This is a genomic window from bacterium, from assembly GCA_031082185.1.
GTDB lineage: Bacteria > Sysuimicrobiota > Sysuimicrobiia > Sysuimicrobiales > Humicultoraceae > VGFA01.
The window spans coordinates 54,698-73,940 of record JAVHLI010000007.1 but is presented as its reverse complement, the minus strand read 5'-3'; the positions used below and the strand labels follow the sequence as shown (position 1 = coordinate 73,940).

General features: G+C 65.4%; 17 protein-coding genes, 1 tRNA gene and 1 pseudogene. 17 read left to right on the top strand and 2 right to left on the bottom strand.

Translation table 11 applies throughout. From position 1 onward, the window contains the following. The first annotated feature begins 7 nt into the window (after positions 1–7). From RDU83_08370 to RDU83_08340, 7 genes and pseudogenes are all read left to right on the top strand, one after another. Positions 8–940: an ABC transporter permease gene (locus tag RDU83_08370; protein MDQ7841025.1), complete on the top strand. Its 933-nt coding sequence runs from the start codon at positions 8–10 to the stop codon at positions 938–940. Beyond that, positions 937–1,854, top strand: a complete 918-nt coding sequence (locus RDU83_08365) for an ABC transporter permease (protein MDQ7841024.1) — start codon at positions 937–939, stop codon at positions 1,852–1,854. Before RDU83_08370 ends, RDU83_08365 begins: the two co-directional genes overlap by 4 nt. Then, positions 1,855–2,853: an NAD(P)-dependent oxidoreductase gene (locus tag RDU83_08360; protein MDQ7841023.1), complete on the top strand. Its 999-nt coding sequence runs from the start codon at positions 1,855–1,857 to the stop codon at positions 2,851–2,853. Between the two features lie 335 nt (positions 2,854–3,188). Then, a complete protein-coding gene (locus RDU83_08355; protein ID MDQ7841022.1) occupies positions 3,189–3,848 on the top strand; it encodes an RraA family protein in 660 nt (219 codons plus the stop codon). Continuing rightward, positions 3,835–4,815 carry a sugar kinase gene (locus RDU83_08350; GenBank protein ID MDQ7841021.1) on the top strand — a complete coding sequence of 327 codons (981 nt, stop codon included), beginning with the start codon at positions 3,835–3,837 and terminating at the stop codon, positions 4,813–4,815. The genes RDU83_08355 and RDU83_08350 overlap by 14 nt, the downstream gene beginning before the upstream one ends. 200 nt (positions 4,816–5,015) lie before the next feature. Next, the gene (locus RDU83_08345) at positions 5,016–5,252 is read left to right on the top strand and encodes a 2-oxoisovalerate dehydrogenase (GenBank protein MDQ7841020.1); all 237 of its coding nucleotides are present in this window, start codon (positions 5,016–5,018) and stop codon (positions 5,250–5,252) included. A 71-nt stretch (positions 5,253–5,323) separates the two neighbouring features. Next, positions 5,324–5,494, top strand: a pseudogene (locus RDU83_08340) (type II toxin-antitoxin system HicA family toxin). Between the two features lie 593 nt (positions 5,495–6,087). Here RDU83_08340 and RDU83_08335 read toward each other — a convergent pair. After that, positions 6,088–6,582, bottom strand: coding sequence for a hypothetical protein (locus RDU83_08335; protein ID MDQ7841019.1), 495 nt, complete (start codon positions 6,580–6,582; stop codon positions 6,088–6,090). A 116-nt stretch (positions 6,583–6,698) separates the two neighbouring features. Here RDU83_08335 and RDU83_08330 point away from each other — a divergent pair, with 116 nt between their 5' ends. From RDU83_08330 to RDU83_08285, 10 genes are all read left to right on the top strand, one after another. Continuing rightward, the gene (locus tag RDU83_08330; protein ID MDQ7841018.1) at positions 6,699–7,781 is read left to right on the top strand and encodes a dipeptidase; all 1,083 of its coding nucleotides are present in this window, start codon (positions 6,699–6,701) and stop codon (positions 7,779–7,781) included. Between the two features lie 70 nt (positions 7,782–7,851). Continuing rightward, positions 7,852–9,003, top strand: a complete 1,152-nt coding sequence (locus RDU83_08325; protein MDQ7841017.1) for a glycosyltransferase family 4 protein — start codon at positions 7,852–7,854, stop codon at positions 9,001–9,003. After that, positions 9,000–10,118 (top strand): glycosyltransferase family 4 protein, encoded by a 1,119-nt coding sequence (locus RDU83_08320; protein MDQ7841016.1) that lies wholly within the window; start codon positions 9,000–9,002, stop codon positions 10,116–10,118. The genes RDU83_08325 and RDU83_08320 overlap by 4 nt, the downstream gene beginning before the upstream one ends. Then, the gene (locus RDU83_08315; protein MDQ7841015.1) at positions 10,115–11,332 is read left to right on the top strand and encodes an oligosaccharide flippase family protein; all 1,218 of its coding nucleotides are present in this window, start codon (positions 10,115–10,117) and stop codon (positions 11,330–11,332) included. The genes RDU83_08320 and RDU83_08315 overlap by 4 nt, the downstream gene beginning before the upstream one ends. Then, positions 11,329–12,699 (top strand): hypothetical protein, encoded by a 1,371-nt coding sequence (locus RDU83_08310; GenBank protein MDQ7841014.1) that lies wholly within the window; start codon positions 11,329–11,331, stop codon positions 12,697–12,699. The genes RDU83_08315 and RDU83_08310 overlap by 4 nt, the downstream gene beginning before the upstream one ends. Positions 12,700–12,703: 4 nt before the next feature. Continuing rightward, positions 12,704–14,065, top strand: a complete 1,362-nt coding sequence (locus tag RDU83_08305; protein MDQ7841013.1) for a hypothetical protein — start codon at positions 12,704–12,706, stop codon at positions 14,063–14,065. Between the two features lie 4 nt (positions 14,066–14,069). Beyond that, entirely contained in the window at positions 14,070–15,431 is a 1,362-nt protein-coding gene (locus tag RDU83_08300) for a hypothetical protein (GenBank protein MDQ7841012.1), read from the top strand. 4 nt (positions 15,432–15,435) lie between these two features. Further along, positions 15,436–16,824, top strand: a complete 1,389-nt coding sequence (locus RDU83_08295; GenBank protein MDQ7841011.1) for a hypothetical protein — start codon at positions 15,436–15,438, stop codon at positions 16,822–16,824. Positions 16,825–16,929: 105 nt separating this feature from the next. After that, on the top strand, positions 16,930–17,208 hold the full coding sequence (locus tag RDU83_08290; GenBank protein ID MDQ7841010.1) for a hypothetical protein: 279 nt from the start codon (positions 16,930–16,932) through the stop codon (positions 17,206–17,208). A gap of 41 nt (positions 17,209–17,249) precedes the next feature. Then, a tRNA-His gene (locus tag RDU83_08285) sits at positions 17,250–17,326 on the top strand. Between the two features lie 79 nt (positions 17,327–17,405). Here RDU83_08285 and groL read toward each other — a convergent pair. Further along, positions 17,406–19,037 carry a chaperonin GroEL gene (groL, locus tag RDU83_08280; protein ID MDQ7841009.1) on the bottom strand — a complete coding sequence of 544 codons (1,632 nt, stop codon included), beginning with the start codon at positions 19,035–19,037 and terminating at the stop codon, positions 17,406–17,408. Positions 19,038–19,243 lie beyond the last annotated feature (206 nt).

Sequence of the window (19,243 nt, the reverse complement as noted above, 5' to 3'; positions counted from 1 at the left end):
GTACATCTTGAGGCGCCTGATCGATCTCGTCCCGACGCTCTTTCTCGTCAGTCTGCTCGTCTTCGGGCTGATGCGCGTGCGCGGCGACGACCCGGTCGTCATCATGCTCGGACCAGACGCCACGTCGCAGTTGGTTGCCGAAGTACGCAAGGAGCTGGGACTAGACCTCCCGCTGCCTGTCCAGTACACGCGGTGGATGTGGGGCATTCTGCGGGGTGATCTCGGGCGTTCGCTAAGGACGCGCGAGCGCATAATCGACATGATCGCGGAGCGGGCACCCACCACGACCTACATTGCCTTCACGGCGATCGCGTTCGCCACCCTCCTTGGACTCTTGACAGGGTTCTATTCGGCCCTCCGACGCAACAGCGCTGTGGATCAGGGGATCATGGTAGCGGCGATTCTGGGTCTGTCCGTGCCCTCCTACCTGATGGCCCTGCTGCTCATCCTCGCGCTCGGCGTGCATTGGCGGCTGTTCCCGATCGCCGCATTCAGCGTGGACCTGTGGGGCGAACCACTCATCGCGATGCGTAACCTCGTCATGCCGACGCTCTCGCTTGGCGTCGGCTACGCGGGTCTCACCGCGCGCCTTGCCCGGTCCAGTCTGCTGGAAGTACTGGGGGCAGACTACATCCGCACCGCTCGAGGGAAGGGTCTCTCGCACTGGCAGGTCATGTACAAGCACGCCCTGCGCAACGGTATCATCCCGGTCATCACCATCGCGACGATCAACTTTGTCCACCTGATGGCAGGAGCGATCATAATTGAAGAGATCTTCGGGTTACCGGGGATCGGCGCGCTGCTCATTCGGTCCATTTTCATGCGTGACTTCCCGGTTGTGCAGGGCGTGACCCTGATCCTGAGCTTGGTCTGCATGCTGGGCAGCTTGGTGAGCGACATCATTTACACGCTCGCCGACCCCCGCATCCGCTACCAATGAGGAATCGTGCGCAACTCAGTGTCGGCACTCGGGTCGGAGGACGGTCGAAGAAGTCGCTTGTTCCGGTCCACGAGGGCACCGGGCGCCAGCAACTTCGTCGGTTCCTCCGCCACCGAGTAGGTATGGCGGGCGCTGTTCTTTTCGCGATCTTTTCCATTAGCGCGCTGCTCGCCCCAGTCATCGCAGACTACTCCCCCATCGAGATGAACCTGGGCACCCCGCTCACCCCTCCGGGTATCAAGTTTCCGCTTGGGCTGGACTCGCTTGGTCGGGATCTGCTCTCGCGCACCTTGTACGGCGCCCGGATTTCAATCGGGGTCGGCACGACGGTCACTGTCATCGCCGTGCTGGGCGGGGGCTTGGTGGGGCTGATCGCCGGCTACTACAAGGGTCTGCTCGACCGCGCCCTGATGCGCGTCATGGACGCGTTCCTCTCTTTTCCCGACATCCTGCTGGCGATGGCGCTCTCGGTTATGCTCGGTATGAATCTACGCAGTGCGATCATCGCGCTCGGAATCGTGTACGCGCCTCGCTGCGCCCGGGTGGTCCGCAGCAGCGTCCTCTCCATCGCGGAGACTGAGTTCATCCTCGCCGCCCGGGCGATCGGGGCGCGGGATCACATCATCCTCATGCGTCACATTGCCCCCAATCTCGTGGGTCCAATCCTCGTGATGGGTAGCTATCTCTTCGGACACGCCATCATCTCCGAAGCAGCTCTAAGCTTCCTGGGTATCGGAACGCAGCCACCCAATCCAAGCTGGGGCCTCATGCTCAACGACGCGCGGCGGTTCCTAACTTCGGAGTTCTGGTACCCGCTCGTCCCCGGCTGTGCCATCCTTCTTGCCGTCCTATCGATCAATCTCCTCGGGGACGGACTGCGGGATGTCCTGGACCCCTCACTGCGGGATCGATAGATGAACAGGCGCATCGCAATACTGGGAGGTACAGGATTCGTAGGGTGTCATTTGGCTCGACTCCTCACCCAGCGCGGCGGTGAGGTTGTGCTCTTCGATCGGGCACCGCCCAACCAAATGGGTCGCTACATCCTCGCAGATGCGCCCGATGGAGTGGAGTTTGTCGAAGGTGACATCTCAGTCCCGACGGAGGTGGCCGGGCTCCTGCGCCGTGGACCCTTCCATGCCATTGTGAACCTCGCAGCTCTTCAGATGCTCGATTGGTGCAACGCTCATCCCCTGGCCACTTACGAGGTGAACGTGCGCGGCCCCCTTGTGCTGTGCGACTTGGCCGCGCAGGCGGCAGTACGGCGCCTCGTTCACGTCAGTTCCACGGGAGCCCTGGTCGGGACTCAGGTAGACCGGACGGATGAGCGCCACCCGACACTCGACATCTTCGTTGGGCATCCGGCGGGCCACTACGGCGCATCTAAAGCGATGAGTGAAATTGTCGCCCTCGCCTTCGCGCGCGTGCAGCGTCTGGACGTGATTGTGCTCCGTTTCCCTTCGGTATACGGTTTCGGGTCCCCTCACCAAACGTTCGTGGCGGGGGCCGCGCACGCACAGGCCGCAGGCGAGCCGTTTGAGCGCCCGAGCGGCGCCGACGACCGACGCGATTACCTCTACGTGCGGGACGCCGCCGAGGCTCTGGTAAGGGCGATCGATGTTCCTCCCGAGCGATTGACGCAGCGCCTGTTCTTCATCGCTCTGGGTCGGCTCCACACGGATAGGGATGTTGTGGAGATCCTGCGCGGCTTGGAGCCTGGAGCTCGCGTGAGCATTGGATCCGGGCTGAGTCCCATCGAGGTGGTGCTTGACTGCATTCGCAGCACATATAACATCTCTGCCGCAGAGAGAGAGTTGGAGTTTACGCCGCAGTTTGATTTGAAGGACGGGCTAATCGACTATCTCCGTTGGGTACGTGGATATCGCCTTTCAGAGACGGCAGAACATTCGTAGATTGGCATTCCGATGGGGCGCGGGCCCAAGCACAACCCGGCACATAGAGCAAGGATGGCCAGCAGAACGTTGAAACAGACGAGAGAAATGAATCTCGCGCACATCATCGTCGCCATCCGGCCGAAGCCTCTGGGCTCTATTCGCTGCTCGGGGCGCCGCGCTTTTCGACCGCCGGGCGCAGATGGGCCGGGTAGTGAGTGTGTCGGAAGCAAGCCCGAACGTCAGCCGGGACAGGCCCGGTGGGTGCTTGGTCTCCAAGTGCGGCAGGCGAGGGTGCGGATCTCGTTCGCGCTGGGGCAGACGCGGACTCTTCGAGGCGAGGACGGTGAGCTGTAGTGGGAGCAACGCTTGGTGAGCCAATCGCGGGGTTCCGGGCAGTCGCGACAGCCTCTGTCGCAGATGCGGTGGACCGAGTTGTGAAGCGACCGGGATTCATGACGCATGAGATCAAACCCGTGTTTCTGGCGAAGATGGTAGGGCCGGCAGTGAAGGTACTGGAGCGAGCCGCGCAGGAGAGCAAGTCCCCTGAGCATGCGCTCCAGGCGATTGACGAGGCGGAGTCGGGCTCGATTATCGTCATCGGGATGGAGGATCCTCAGGGCGCGCGCAACGTCGCGCAGTGGGGAGGCATCATGACCGCAGGAGCCGTCGCCCGGAACCTCGGTGGTGCGGCTCTCGATGCCGGCGTGCGGGACGTCGAGGAGATTCGCCAGGCCCAGTTTCCTGCATTCTCCCGGACGATCGTCCCGAGCACCACCGTCGGTCGGTATGTGACAGTCGGCTTCAACTTTCCGGTCGTCTGCGGCGGCGTGCTAGTTCATCCGGGCGACATCAGCATAGGTGACGCCGACGGGGTCGTCGTCGTCCCGAGGGGGCACGCCGCGGATGTGCTGGATACTGCCCGTCAGATCGAGGAGACAGAGCGGCGGATGACCGACGCGATCCATAAGCTAGGGTCGATCCGCAGAGCGGTGGAGGAGCTTGCCCGCATCTAAGGGATTGCCTGAGATCATCGCCCTCGGGGAGCCGATGGCGGAATTCGCGGCCGAGCAGTGCGGTCGCCTGGGAGAGGTGCGTACGTTCCGTAGGGGCTTCGGCGGGGATACCGCCAACTTCATCGTGGCGGCTGCGCGGATGGGCGCGTCGTCCGGCTATGTGACCCGCGTGGGCGGGGACGAGTTCGGCCACGCTTTTCTTGCCCTCTGGGAGCGGGAGGGGGTGGACTACAGCCGGGTGATTGTTGAGTCCGAGGGCATCACGGGCGTGTACTTCATCTCGATCCGCGACAAGGGGAGCCACGACTTCACGTACTATCGGTCGGCGTCGGCGGCCTCGCGGCTAGCCCCGGGGGATCTCGACGAGGTCTACATCGCTGGCGCTAAGGTGTTTCACACTTCGGGGATCACTCAGGCCATCTCCGAAACTGCGCGGGAGGCGGTGGAGACGGCGCTCGACATCGCTGAGCGCGCGGGCCGCACGATCAGCTATGACGCAAACGTGCGGCCGAGGCTATGGCCGCTCAAGGTGGCCCGTCCGGTGGTCGAGCGTACTTTCGCCCGTGCGCACCTGGTCTTCGTCAGCGAGGAGGATATCGCTCACCTCTATCCTGGTGTCGATCCAGAAATTGTGGTCGAGCACGTCCTAAGTTTCGGGCCGCGGACGGTCGTGCTCAAGCGCGGAGCAAAAGGCTGCTTGGTCGCCACCGCAGAGAGGGCTCGCTTTGTTCTGGCGGCGTGGTCGGTGGATGTAGTCGACGCGAGCGGAGCGGGAGACGCGTTCGCCGGCGCTTTCGTCGCTTCGTGGCTGGAAGGTGCAGGCGTGGGGGAGGCCGCGCGCGTCGCGAACACGGCCGGTGCTCTCACCGCGATGGGACTCGGGGCAGTGGAGCCGATTCCGACCCGCGCGCAGGTCATAGAGTTCATCAGGGAACGTCGGACAGAGACCGATCACACCAGGAAGTGAGAGATAATCACGGGGATTACGGTCCCAGCTGTGGCGCTGCTACTTGTAGGGTATCTCGCCAGTCTCGGCCCCCGCGCTCTCTGTTCACCAAATGAAATGCGCTCACCACTTTGCCCGCTGAGAATGTGCCGCTGTCGAATGGCGTCGTTGCAGTTTTGCCGCAGGCATGTAATGCGCGCCGTTGCGGCCTATCCTATGTTATGCTACGGGCGCAAAGCGGAGGGGATGTCGTGAGCGAGATCATCTTCCTCATTGAGGAATCCGCCGACGGCGGCTATGAGGCCAGAGCCCTCGGCGCCTCGATCTTCACCGAGGCCGAGACTGTGGAGGCGCTGAAGGACGCGGTGCGGGATGCCGTCCGCTGTCACTTCTCTGAGGAGGACCGACCCCGCGTCATTCGGCTCCACCTGGTCCGGGACGAGCTCATCCCGGCATGAAGGTCCCGCGCGACCTCGGTGGCGACGACCTCGCCCAGGTGCTCCGCCGATACGGCTAGGAGGTCACGCGTCAGACCGGCAGTCATCTTCGCTTGACCTCAACCCTGAAAGGCTCGTCGCACCACATCACGATTCCTCGTTACGCTCCGCTGAAGACCGGTACTCTGAGCGGAATTCTGAAGGATATTGCCAGCTACCTCGAAATCGACAGAACTTCCCTTCTGCAGGCTCTTTTCGGCTAGTCGCCTCGACGCACGTCCAGGCTGGCGATCGCCTGCAGTACTGTCGGGATCCTCAACCCGACCCACGTCCGCAAGGCCACCGACACAGCGGATGAGTCCCTGGTCCAGTACGTCTACAACACCTTCGGCTACGATGCCTTCGATAACCAGGTCATCAGGACCGACGGAGGTGGCCGCACAGGGACCACCGAGTACGACACCCGCAGGCTGGTCACACGGGTTACCGATCCGCTGGGGCACTTCATCCGCCACCAGTACGATGAGAACGGAAACCGCCGCCGCCGCCAACCGTCTGACCCAGGTGCGTGACTCCCTGAACCAGCCTGAGGGGCGATTCTCATGGAAGCCAACAGACAGTCGGAGAGCCGCTGGACCGCCTGCCAGACGACTGCGCCTGGAGGACGTCACTCCATCATCCACAAAACGAGGTCGCCGAGGCACTTAGGCGTAGATGGCAGCTTAGGGCCGGCAAGTAGTCTGGACCCCCGGTGCGCGGAGGATCCTCCACTGGGCACTGGACTTCGCTCGGCCGATGGCGGGCGACACAAGTCGGGGAGCTACTATAGAGGTGGTCGAGAACGGCGCGACGTCGTCTAGCGACACGCGATCTCCGCAACACGGAACTTCCACTCGTAGGTCACGGGCCCCTTGCTCGAGGGGAAGGTGAACGAAGCCTGATGCCAGCCCAGCGCCAGCGGGGCCGTGGGCTTGTAGGTAAGGGTGGCCATGCTCTGAGGGAAATCCTTCGTCCCGCTCGCCTGTGCACTTGCCGTGATGTCCGTGCCGTCGAGCTTCAACGTCACCAACTTCACGTCAAGACTACCATATTGCCGCATCGCGTCGGTCAGCCGCAGGCCCACGGCGATCTCCGGGGTAGGGCAGGCCCTGCTCTCCGGCGCCGGTACTACTCTGTATATCTCGGGCGGCAGGGCAACCGGCGCCGCGAGGATGCCCCTCGAAGCCACCAACGCAACCGCCGCAACCGCGGCCACCACCACCACCAAAGCCACCACAGCACTCTTTCCACGCAACCGCACAGTGATCTCCTCCATCGGGACGGAATCCGTCGCTGCGTATCCCTTCCCCATCGCCGACACTGCTCCTGCTATTCGCGCAGGAACTCGTCGAGCGGCAGGACTGCAGCGGGACCACGGCAAAGACCCAAACATCTGTGGCCAATGCGTGCCGGAAGGGGAGTTACGGCGTGACTGAGACAACGATGGGATTCCCGCTGATTTTCGACGGTCACAACGACACGATTCTTAGTCTAGTTGATACGGACCGGTCGTTCTTCGATCGTTCTGAAGTCGGACACATTGACCTGCCTCGCGCGCATGAGGGCGGTCTGGGCGGAGGTTTCTTCGCCATCTACATACGCGACCCTGGCGTATCGGAGGAGCCTCCGGCGGACTCCTCATCCACCAACACCTCGATGCGTGTGTACGGCGACGAGAGCACGTGGCCGGAGCCGATGTCACTGGAGTACGCGCAGGCTACCGCGCTCGGCCTGCTCGGAAGGCTGCTGCAGGCCGAGCAGGCCTCGGGCGGGAAGGCGAAGGTCGTTCGCAGCGCGGCCGAGCTGCAGCAGTGCCTCGAGGGAGGCGTCTTCGCCATGCTTCTGCACTTCGAGGGCGCCGAGCCGCTCGATCCAGAGGGACGCGCGCTTGAGGCGTTCTATGCCGCCGGGCTGCGCTCGGTCGGCATCACGCACAGCCGCCGTAACCGCTTCGCGCAGGGCGTGCCGTTCAAGTTCCCTCATTCGCCCGACACCGGCCCCGGGCTCACCGATGCGGGCAGGGAGCTGGTGCGGCAACTCAACCGGCGCAGGGTGATGATTGACCTCTCCCACATTACCGAGCAGGGCTTCTGGGACGTGGCGGCTCTGACCGATGCCCCATTGGTTGCCACCCATTCCAATGCCCACGCGCTGACGCCGTCGCCGCGGAACCTCACGGACCGGCAACTTGACGCGATCCGCGAGAGCAGAGGTGTAGTGGGTCTCAACTTTCACGTGGGCTTTCTGCGCGAGGACGGAGCTCGGAACGCCGAGACGCCCATCGCGAGAATGGTTGAGCACATTGACTACATGGCCGAGCGGATGGGGGTTGACTGCGTCGCCCTGGGCTCTGACCTGGACGGCGCGGTCATGCCGGCCGAGTTGAAGGATGCAGCCGGTCTGCCCAAGCTCATGCGGGCGCTCGCAGACCGCGGATACTCGGGTGAGGACCTGCGCAAGATCGCCCACGGCAACTGGGTGAGGGTCCTGAGCGAGACTTGGGGCGCATAACCGCGGGCGCAGTTCGGCGCGCGTGCCGACCGCGGCAGCGGTCGCAGGCCCGCGCCATGCTGCAGGGACGATGAGGATTCTGATAGTCACTCCGGTCTTTCCACCCGACATAGGCGGGCACGCCACGGCGATCCCGCCTCTGGCCGGGGAACTCTGCCGCCGCGGCCACCAGGTGGCTGTTCTGACAGTAAGCGACCGCGCGGACGGCGATGATTCGCTCTACCCGTTTTCGGTTGTGCGCTTTGCCCGACCCGGGCCCAGACTCGTACGGTGGCTGCGAACCATCCGTGCGATCCTGGAGTTGGGCAGCCGGGTCGACGTCCTGCTGGTCTACGGTCTGGCCCTGGAGTCGGTGGTTGCCAACGCGCTGCTACGGCGGCCCCTGGTGATGAAGGTCGTGGGCGACCTGGCCTGGGAGCGCTCGGTCCTGTTGGGGCGGGTGCACGACACCTTCGAGGTATTCCAGCAGCAGAGGTATGGTGCGAGGGTGGAGGCGCTGAGGCGCCTGCGCGCTTGGTGGATCCGGCGGGCGGACCGCGTGATCGTCCACTCGCGATGGATGGCCGGCTGGGTTGAACGGTGGGGAGTCCCGGCCTCCCGGATCGCTGTGATACCCAACGGGGTTGAACTGCCTGAGACGCTCGCCCCCGCGACCCTTCCGCTCTCGACGCCGTTGACGCTGGTTACGGCGGCCCGTCTTACCAGGTGGAAGGGGATCGGCGAGTTGATCGCTGTGGTCGCCGGGCAGCGCGACCTCGGCCTGGTCGTGGTCGGTGACGGTCCGGACCGGGTCCGGCTGGAGCAGGCTGCGATAGAGGCGGGCGCGGCCGACCGCGTGTTCTTCGCTGGCCGCAGGTCGCGCGAGGAGACGCTGGGCATCATGGCATCCTGCGACATCTTTGTGTTGAACTCCACGTGGGAGGGCCTGCCCCACGCGGTGCTGGACGCCATGGTGCTCGGGATGCCGCTGATCGCAACCGCCGTGGGCGGTGTGCCTGAGGCCGTAAAAGACGGAGAGAACGGGCTGCTGATTCCGCCTTCGGATCCCGATGCCCTCCGAGGGGCGCTTGAGCGCCTGATCTCCTCTCCGGCTGAGCGGGCACGGCTGGCAGCCGGCGCCCTCCGCGCAGCGGAGCGCTTCACCGTCTCGCGCGTGGCGGACGCCACCGAGGCCCTCTTGAGCTCGACCGCCGCTTCGGTCCCGCACAGGGGAGCGTCGTGAAGATCCTTCACGTCACCAACACTGTGGCGGCCGGCGGCGCGGAGGTCACGCTGCTGGCGTTGTGCCGGCATCACAAGGCGGCCGGGGTGGATCTGACCGTCGCGTGTCTGCGCGAGCACGTCCCCGACACGGGGTCGCTGCGACCGGAGTTTGAGCGTGCAGGCATTGTGGTGCGCGACCTTGACTGTGCGCGCTTCGATCCGAGGTGTCCCTGGACTCTCCACGGCCTGATCCGCGAGGAACGTCCCGACATTCTGCACACGCACCTGCCCAGGGCGGACATTGCGGGAATCGTCGCACGCGGACGGAAGCCGATCCCCAGGGTGGTGACCGTGCACGGTACCTATGGCACGCAGGGAATGTGGCGCTACCTGAAACCGGCGCTGGCCGGTGTATGGCGCCGCGCCGATGCCGTGCTGGCGACTTCCGGAGCCGTGAGCACCTGGCTTGTGCAGTCATGCGGGCTGCCTTCGGAGAGCGTGCGCGTGGTCTACAACGGGATCGATGTCGAGTCGTTCGCCTCAGCGCGGCGCGACCTGCGGGCCGAGTGGGGGATGGAGGAGCGGCCGGTCATCGGCACCGTGGGCCGGCTCGAGCCCGGCAAGGGGCACGATCTCCTGGTCCAAGGCATGCCGCGCGTGCTGCGCGAGTTCCCGAACGCGGTACTGCTGATCGCGGGGGTGGGTTCGGCGGCATACGGGCGCGCGCTCGCAAACCTTATACATGACCTGGGGTTGCGCGAACACGTGCGGCTTGTGGGATTCCAAGAAGATGTCCCTTCCTTTCTTCACTCCGTGGACGTCTTTGCTTCTGGCTCCAGGTCCGAAGGCTTCGGGCTGGCCGTAGCCGAGGCGATGGCCGCGGGTAAGCCGGTCGTCGCAGCCCATATTCCGCCGTTGGACGAGATAGTAGAAGACGGCGAAACCGGCCTGCTGGTGGGTCCAGAATCCCCCGATGCTTTCGGTCGGGCGATCGTGGCACTGCTGCGTGATCCCGCAACCGCCGAGCGGATGGGCACGGGCGGCCGTTCGCGCGTAGCCGAGCGTTTCACGGCGTCGCGGATGGCCGCAGATGTTCTTCGGATATACTCCCGTCTGCTGGAAGAGACCGCGTGAAGCCGGGTCGTGTCCAGGGCTGGCTGCGGCCTGCCCTGGACAGCGTGCTGCTGGCCGGCGGCAGGGGCGTCTCCATGCTGGCCGGGTTCGGCATGGGGATGGCGTTTGCACACCTCTCAACCCAGGAGGTGTACGGGCAGTACAAATACGCGATGGCGCTGCTTGGGATGGTTGGGCTGACCGCCCTGCCTGGAATGACCGTGGCTGTCATGCGGGCCAGTGCGCGTGGGTATGACGGCGTGCTCAGGGCGGGCATGCGCGCCCGTGCCAGGGCGTCGCCTATCGGGATCGGCATCCTGCTTGTGCTGGCAATGGTGTTCGGCGCCTGGGGCCAACCGGCCATGGGACGCGCGCTGGCGATCGCCGCCCTCTGCTTTCCCATGCTGACCACGCTCGAGCTCTATCTGCCGTTTCTCGGCGGCAGGCAGGATTACCTGAGGTATGCTCTCTTCCAGAGCGCGGTCATGGCGCTGCCGGTGCCGGTAGTGGTCCTGGTGCTCCTGGCGCATGGGCGGCTGGAGGCGGCCGCGCTCGCCTGGCTGGCGACGACGATCTTGCTCCACGCTGCATTCCTCCGGGCGACTGCGCGGGGCGTGGCCTTTCATGCAGCGGCCGACCCCGAGGCTGTGCAGTACGGCCGCCGGCTCTCGCCGGTCTATCTTGTCTCGACCGGCCAAACCTACCTCTCGGGCCTCGTCGTGGGAACCGCCCTTGGGCCGGCCAGCCTGGCGGTGTTCTCCATCGGCATGGTGTGGTGGGAGGTCCTCAGGCAGGCCACATCGCTGGTCAATCTCCAGATGGTGCCGCGCATGGCTGCGGCCCGCGATGACGATGCGCGCCGCCTCCTGCGGCGCAGTCTGATTGCCGGCTTCCCGACCGCGGTCGCGGTTGGAGGGGCGATGGTTCTCGCGATGCCGATGCTGGTGCCCGCTCTCTTCACCGCGCACTACCGCGATAGCGTTCTTGTAGCCCAGGTTCTAGTCGCCGCGGTGGCGCTGGGCTTCCCGGGCAGCCAGGCAAACTCATTCCTGGCAGCCCGCGGCCACGTCAGGGCGCAGCACTGGTTGGCCGCGACTGCCTTTGCCGTCGAGGTCGTGGGCCTTGCCCTACTGACGATGCGGTTTGGGGTGATCGGCGTGGCCGCGGCCAAGTGCGCCGCGCGCATCTGGCATTCGCTGTTCGGCGTGGCGCTTGTGCCCCTGGTGCGGCGGTGACACCGGCGCGCACCGCCCTGATGCACGGTTTCTTTGCGCTGGGCTCGCGCCTGGATCGCCGGCAGGCGAGGCGCGAACTCGATGTACTCAGATGGGCCGAGAAGGCGGACCCTCTGGAGCTGCGCGCGCGGCAGGAGGCGCGGCTCCGCGCCCTTGTCCGCTGGGCCTACGACACCGTCCCCTACTACCGACAGGCTATGGACGGGGCGGGGGTATCGCCCGGCGACATCCAGGGCATTGACGATCTACCTCTTCTGCCGATACTGCGGCGGCGCGACATCAAGGTGAACCTCGGGTCTCTGGTTTCCGAGCGAGCTGGCCGGAGCCATCTCTTACCCCAGATCACTGGGGGCACGATGGGTGAGCCGATGAGATTGTACCTCGACAGGCGCGCCCTGCCGTTCGAGCGGGCCACCCAGTGGCATTCCCTGGAGTGGGCCGGTGTCATGCCCTGGGCACCTGTGCTGAGGCTGACGCTGGACGGGCTCCGCCCTCGAACCCTGCGCATCAAATGGTGGAACAGGCTGACCGGGAGCGCCTTGATGCCGCTGGAGATCCTCTACGCACGGCGGACGCTCCAGGTCATCGAGATGCTGGAACGCGTGGCGCCCGCGGCGATCCTGGGAATGCCCAGCCTCCTGCACCTGCTGGCCCAGGCGGTTCTGCGATCCGGGCGGCCGGTGCGCGCACGCCCTCGCTGCGTCTTCTACCAGGCAGAGCAGATGGAGGAGGATACTCGCGAGCTGCTCGCACGGGCTTTTGGAGTGTCGGTCTTCTCACGCTACGGGGCGCGGGAGCTCTCGGGGATGGTCGCCCAGACATGTGGGGACGGACGGTGGCACCTGATCCCTGAAGGCGCAATCGTCGAGGTCGTGACGGGCGATCCAGGAGACCGGCAGGGGATGCCGGCTCGTCGCGGTCGCCTGGTCATCACCGACCTGCGCAACCACGTTATGCCCTTCCTGCGGTACGAGATCGGCGATGTTGGCGCGGCGGCAGGTGAAGTGAAGTGTCCGTGCGGGAGAACCTTTCCTGTGCTGGGGGCGTTGGAAGGCAGATACTGGGATTGGGCTGTGACGGCTGCGGGTCTTCGGATTCCGGCGTCGGTCCTTCAACGTCAGACCTCAAGGTTGCACGGCGACCTGCTGTGGGAGTACCAGTTCCGGCAGGATCGTCCTGAAGTACTGGAGGTCGTGGTCGTGCCGACAGGTGGCTATGGCGCGGACCGCCAGGAGGAGCTGGCCAGGCACCTAGAGGCAGTCCTGGGAGGCGGGACCACCGTGCGCGTGACACCGGTCGAGCACATCCCTCGTGAGCCGTCAGGCAAGCGCCCCTTGCTGAAAAGCACGCTCCACCAGGGGAGGTAGCGGTGTGTTACGCACCGCCCTTATGCACGGTCTCTTTGCTGTGGGCTCGCGCCTGGTCCGCCGGCAGGCGTTGCGCGAGCTTGCCGTCCTCAGGTGGGCTGAGAGGGCCGATCCCAAGGAGCTCCGAGTGCGGCAGGAGGTCCGGCTGCGCGCCCTGATCCGCTGGGCCTACGACACGGTCCCCTACTACCGCCGGGCCATGGACCAGGCAGGGGTGTCGCCCGACGACATCCAGGGCATTGACGATCTACCTCTTCTGCCGATACTGCGACGGCGCGACGTCAAGATGCACCTTGATGCCCTGACGTCTGAGCGGGCGAGGAAGAGAGATCTGCTGCCCACTGTGACGTCAGGAACGAGCGCGGAGCCGTTGGGCTTCTGCCGCGACAGGCGCACCGTGCCGTTCGAGCAGGCCACCAGGTGGCACTCCTTGGGGTGGGCGGGCGTCACGCCCGCAGACGCTCATCTGCTGCTCACGCTGGGCCGTGTCTCAGTGGGGGCCTCACAGGTGACCTGGTGGGGCCGGATGGTGGGTGGCGCTTCCACCCCGCTGGAGGCCCTCTATTCACGGGAGTCAGCTCCTGTCGTGGAGATACTGGAGCGCATAGCGCCGGCGGTGATCCTTGGGTACCCGAGCTTCCTGCACCTGCTGGCCCAGGCGGTTCTGCGCTCCGGCAGGCCGCTGCGAACCCGCCCGCGCCGTATTATCTACCAAGCGGAGCACATGGGCGAGGACACGCGTCAGTTGATCGCCCGGGCCTTCGGTGTGCCCATCCTCTCGCGCTACGGGGCGGCGGAGTTGTCCGGGCTGGTCGCTCAGACATGCGAGCACGGGCGGTGGCACCTGAACCCCGAAGGGTTTGTCGTCGAGGTCGTTACCGGTGAGCCGGGCGACCTGCACGGGATGCAGGCCCCAAGCGGCCGCTTGGTAATTACCGACCTGCGCAACCTGGCAGCGCCATTCATACGGTACGAGATCGGGGACGTGGGCACGGCGGCAGGGGAAGAGAAGTGCCGGTGCGGGAGGATCCTGCCGCTTCTAGGCGAGATGGAAGGCCGTATCTGGGAGTGGGTTGTGACCCCAGCAGGTCTCAGGATTCCGGCGATTGTTCTTCAACGGGCCATGCGGCTGCACATTGACCTGCTGTGGGAGTATCAATTCCGGCAGGACCGCCCCGAGGTGCTGGAGGTCGCGGTTGTGCCCGTTGGTGCCTACGGCGAAGACCGCCAGGAGGAGCTGGCCCGGCACCTGGAGGTAGTTTTGGGAGGCGGGATCATCGTGCGTGTGACGCCGGTTGATCACATCCCCCGCGAGCCATCGGGCAAGCGGCCCGTGATGAAGAGCACGCTTCACCAGGGGAGGTAGCGGTGTGTTGCGCACCGCCCTGATGCACGGTCTCTTTGCGGTGGGATCGCGCCTGGTCCGCCGCCAGGCGTTGCGCGAGCTCGACGTGCTCAGGCGGGCCGAGCAGGCGGACCCGATGGAGCTCCGCGCTCGGCAGGAAGCCCGGCTGTGCGCCCTGATCGCCTGGGCATACGCAACGGTTCCGTATTACACGCGGGTCATGGACGAGGCAGGGGTATCACCCGGTGACATCCGGAGCCTCGGGGACCTCCCGCTGCTGCCCGTGCTGCGGAGGCGTGACGTCAAGGTACACCTTGATGCCATGATCTCAACGCGAGCGAGCAAGGAAGACCTTCAGTTCAAGACGACATCAGGGACAGCCGCGGCGCCCCTGAAGCACGCCCGTGACAGGCGTACCGCGCCGTTCGAGCAGGCCACGATGTGGCACGCGCTCGGGTGGGCCGGCATGACGGCAGTGGCCCCTGTGCTGTGGCTGGCGCATCGTCTGGACCCACTCGGGAGGAGGAAGGAGACGTGGTGGAGCCGGCTGATCGGCAGCACTTTCTTCCCACTGGAGGTTCTCTATGCGCGAGATCCGGTGCCCACCGTCGAGGTGCTTGAGCGGATGGCGCCCGTATGGATCTACGGGTTCCCAAGCCTTCTACACCTGCTGGCCCAGGCGGTGCTGCGGGTTGGCAGGCCGCTACGGACCGTCCCTCGCTGCATCTTCTACCATGCGGAGCAGATGGGGGACGACACCCGCCAGTTGATAGCCCGGGCCTTTTGTGCGCCCATCTTCTCGCGCTACGGGGCGATGGAGTTCTCAGGGGGGGTTGCTCAGACGTGTGAACTTGGGCGGTGGCACCTGAACACCGAGGGGTTCATCGTGGAGGTAGTGAGCGGGGAGCCGGGCGATGCGCAGGGGACGCCGGTTCAGAAGGGCCGGTTGGTCATCACCGACCTGCGCAACCTCGCAATGCCGTTCATACGGTACGAGATCGGAGACATGGGTACAGCGGCATGGGAAGAGAAGTGCCCGTGCGGTAGGACCCTACCGCTTCTGGGCGAGCTGGACGGCCGGGTCTGGGAGTGGGTGGTGACGGCCGCAGGTCTCAGGATCCCAGCGACGATTCTTCAACGGGCCATGCTGGCACATGGGAACCTGCTGCGGGAGTATCAGTTCCGGCAGGATGATCCCAAGGTGCTCAAGGTCGCGGTTGTGCCAGTGGGCGCCTGCGGTGAGGATCGCCAGGAGGAGCTGGCCCGGCACCTGCAGGCGGCGCTGGGAGGCGGGATTGCCGTGAGGGTGACGCCGGTTGATCACATCCCCCGCGAGCCATCGGGCAAGCGACCCGTGATGAAGAGCACGCTTCACCAGGGGAGGTAGCGGCGTGGCGGGTGGCGATCTGGCCCCGGCAGTTGAGGTCGCCCGGCTCCTGCGCGATCGGTACTGCGGAGGGCACGGACTCCTGGCGCGCACAGTGGACGTCCGGCGCGGCTGCATACGCGACCCCAGCCCTATCATTGACGAACTGGGGGATTACGTGCAGTACGTCCACGAACTCGGGCTGATCACCGGCGACGGCGCGTTGTGCGAGTGGGCCAGGGGCCAGGTTCTGGAAGCGCTGCGCCTTGCTCAGGCCCCCAGCGGCCTCATCCACGGCCTCGCACTCGTTCATGGTCTCCGGGGACGCACTCACAGGATCCTGTACTCCAATCTGGCCTCGGTGGATACTCTGTGGGGCCTGGCGGAGTCGCTTCGCACCTGGGGTAAGGGGGTGATCTCCTCCGAAGTCGAGCGCTTCCTGGCGGGTGTCCGACTCCTGGCTGCCGGCCGTAGCGGGCTTCCGGTGTACGCGGTACTCCCCTGCCGGCCCCTGCGCCTCCACCTGCCGCTAGGTAGTTCGATGCTGGCCGGTGCGTGGATCGAGGGGCTCGTCAAGATCTACGACATAACGGGCGATCCGGCCCTCCTGTCCTGGGCTGCGGAGATGGCACAGGCGGTGCTGGCCCTGCCGGAGGTTCGTGCCCAGGGACTTCTTCCCGTGCGGTTCCCAACCAGCGCATTGGGCGACCTTGTCGTTCCTATGCTGGACCTGGCTTTCAGGGCGCGCGGGCGCCCGGGGTCGGGCGACAGCGTCATCGCCAAGGGGGACGCGTTCTTCGTCTTCGGGCTGCTGGCTCTCCACAGGGCCGGCGGTCATGAGTGGATTCGCTCTGCTGTGATGCGCTGGAAGCGCTGTGCGCTCGACGCCATGACGGCACAGGACGGCCGGTTCTACGACGTGCGGTCGGCACGAGGCGCGACGAGGGATCTCTCGCTGTTCGCGAACAACACGTGGATGGAGCTGCTCCTCGACATCTTCCACGACATGGGCGATGAGGAGTGCCTGCTCGCCGCGCGCCGGTCGGCCCGCGCCTGGCTGCGGCGGCGCACCACGGCTGGGTTGATACCGAACCGGGACGCCGACCGCAACGCCGCGCTCGACCCACTCGTGGACCTCGCCGTGAACCTGATCAAGATCGAGCAGCTGACGGAGGATAGGGAGTGGGGGGAGGAGGCGGCGCTGCTTTCCACCGCGCTGGAGCGGCACTACCGCCAGCCGTACGGCCTGGCCTGGGAGGTAGACGCGCTGACCGGAGAGGCAGCCGTCACGGAGATCAGCACGAAGTACCTCGGTCTCTACCTGAAACTGCGGCTGCTTAACCATCACGTGCGCGCGCAGGGCGCGCGCATCTTTGCAGATACGCACCTGCGGTCCCTGGCCACCGACCGGTAGGCCGCACGTCGCGGGCCCTGCCTAGAATCCGCGCGTCTTGGGCACAACTGACATATGGATACCCGTTTGCAGGTCCCGATCCCTGATGCCGGAGGGGAGAGGTCAATGCGCCCAGACACGGCGGCCGACATTGCGCGGCTGCTTTCCATCCTGCTTGACGAAAAGGCCTGGTTCCGTCGCGGCCTCACGGATGGCCGCCTTGCCGAGCTGACAGGGATGCCGCTGCACCAGGTCGTGATCGCGCGCCTGGAGGCGGAGGCGCAGGGGCTCGTGGAGCGGCAGGGTATCGGCACCGATCATGCGATCACGATGCTGACGCCGCTAGGCGTCGCTCAGGCGCACGGCCTGCAGCCGCGCAGCGAGGAGCCGACCCGCGAGGATTGAGGCGCCTCCCGGCGCTGTGCTACAATCTGCGGTGACGCGTGGTGGCCGTAGCTCAGCTTGGCAGAGCGCCTGACTGTGGCTCAGGAGGCCGCGGGTTCAAATCCCGTCGGTCACCCCAGCTCAGATACTCGAACAAGAGAATGCGGAAGGGACGCGGGGGTCGCCCGCGTCCCTTCTACATCTGCGAACCCGGCAGTCTAGAAGTCCTCGTCGGGCATGCCGCCGGCGCCCGGCATGGGGCCCGCGCCCTTCTTCTTCTCTCGCTTCTCGACCACGACCGCTTCGGTGGTCAGCAGCATCCCGGCCACTGAGGCGGCATTCTGCAGGGCCAGGCGCGTGACCTTGGTCGGATCCACGATCCCGGCCTTAACCATGTCCTTGTACTCGCCGGTTTCGACGTCGTAGCCGACGTTGCCCTTTTCCTTCTTGATGCGCTCGACCACCAGCGATCCTTCTCCGCCGGCGTTGTGCACGAGTTGTCGCGTTGGCTCCTCCACCGCACGCCGCACCAGGTTGATGCCGATCTGCTCCTCGCCGCTGGCCGAGATGCCGCCGAGCTGCGATAGCGCCCTCAGGAGCGCAACCCCGCCGCCGGGCACGATACCTTCCTCCACGGCGGCTTTGGTGGCGTTGAGCGCGTCCTCGAAGCGGTGCTTCTTCTCTTTCATCTCGGTCTCGGTCGCGGCGCCGACCTTGATCTCGGCGACGCCCCCGCCCAGCTTGGCCAGGCGCTCCTGCAGCTTCTCGCGGTCGTAGTCGCTGGTCGTGTCCTCGATCTCCTTCTTGATCTGCGCGACGCGACCGTCAATGTCGGCCTTGGCGCCCTTGCCGCCGATGAGCGTGGTCTCTTCCTTCGTGGCCTTCACCTTGTCGGCATGGCCGAGCATCTCCAGCTCGACGCTTTCGATCTTGATCCCAATGTCGTCGGAGACGACCTTGCCGCCGGTGAGGGCGGCCATGTCCCCGAGCATGGCCTTGCGACGATCGCCGTAGCCGGGTGCCTTCACGGCCGCGCTGTGCAGGATGCCGCGGAGCTTGTTGACCACCAAGGTTGCCAGTGCTTCACCTTCAACGTCCTCAGCTACGACGATGAGCGGCCTGCCCGTCCGAATCACCTTCTCCATCAGTGGCACGATGTCGCGGGCGGCGCTGATCTTCTTCTCGGTGAGCAGAATGTAGGGGTTCTCGAGGACGGTCTCCATCTTGTCGGGGTCGGTGATGAAGTACGGTGAGATGTAGCCTCGATCGAACTGCATGCCCTCGACCACCTCGACGGTGGTCTCGATGCCCTTGCCTTCCTCGATGGTGATGACGCCGTCCTTGCCCACCTTGTCCATGGCGTCGGCGATGGTCTCGCCGATCCCGGCATCGTTGGCGGCGATGCCCGCGACATGGGCGATCTCACGACGGCCCTCGATCTGGATGCTCGCCTTCTTGATGGCCTCGACGATCGCGTCCACCGCCTTGTCCATACCGCGCTTGATCAGCATTGGGTTCGCGCCGGCGGCGACATTCTTCAGGCCCTCCCGTACCATGGCCCAGGCCAGCACGGTCGCGGTGGTGGTGCCGTCGCCCGCCGCGTCGTTGGTCTTGCTGGCCACCTCCTTGACGAGCTGCGCCCCCATGTTCTCAGTGGGGTCTTCGAGCTCGATCTCCTTGGCCACGGTGACGCCATCTTTTGTGATCGTGGGGGATCCCCACTTCTTCTCAAGCACCACGTTGCGTCCCTTTGGCCCCAACGTGATCTTGACCGCGCTGGCCACCCGTTCAACGCCTCGCTCGAGCGCCCGGCGCGCGTTCTCATCGTAAAGCAGTAGCTTGGCCGGCATCTCCATCCTCCTGACAGCGGTGTGTTAGCACTCTCCACCGGACAGTGCCAATCCATCTCCTATTGTTCAGAACCGGCGGCGCCAACGCAAGAACGGCGCCCAGGCCGTCCTGAGTGGTTTCCAGGCGCTGGCTCTCATTATCTCCATGAAAGTCCCGATTTCTCCGGCTTTCGCGGTTTTTCGACGTTCCAAGGCGTTGAGCGTGC

Bases quoted from the DNA above. Each gene is read 5' to 3' on its own strand.
- RDU83_08365 (MDQ7841024.1), top strand. From the start codon at position 937: ATGAGGAATCGTGCGCAACTCAGTGTCGGCACTCGGGTCGGAGGACGG.
- RDU83_08360 (MDQ7841023.1), top strand. From the start codon at position 1,855: ATGAACAGGCGCATCGCAATACTGGGAGGTACAGGATTCGTAGGGTGT.
- RDU83_08345 (MDQ7841020.1), top strand. From the start codon at position 5,016: ATGCTACGGGCGCAAAGCGGAGGGGATGTCGTGAGCGAGATCATCTTC.
- RDU83_08335 (MDQ7841019.1), bottom strand. From the start codon at position 6,582: ATGGGGAAGGGATACGCAGCGACGGATTCCGTCCCGATGGAGGAGATC.
- RDU83_08325 (MDQ7841017.1), top strand. From the start codon at position 7,852: ATGAGGATTCTGATAGTCACTCCGGTCTTTCCACCCGACATAGGCGGG.
- RDU83_08290 (MDQ7841010.1), top strand. From the start codon at position 16,930: ATGCGCCCAGACACGGCGGCCGACATTGCGCGGCTGCTTTCCATCCTG.
- groL (MDQ7841009.1), bottom strand. From the start codon at position 19,037: ATGCCGGCCAAGCTACTGCTTTACGATGAGAACGCGCGCCGGGCGCTC.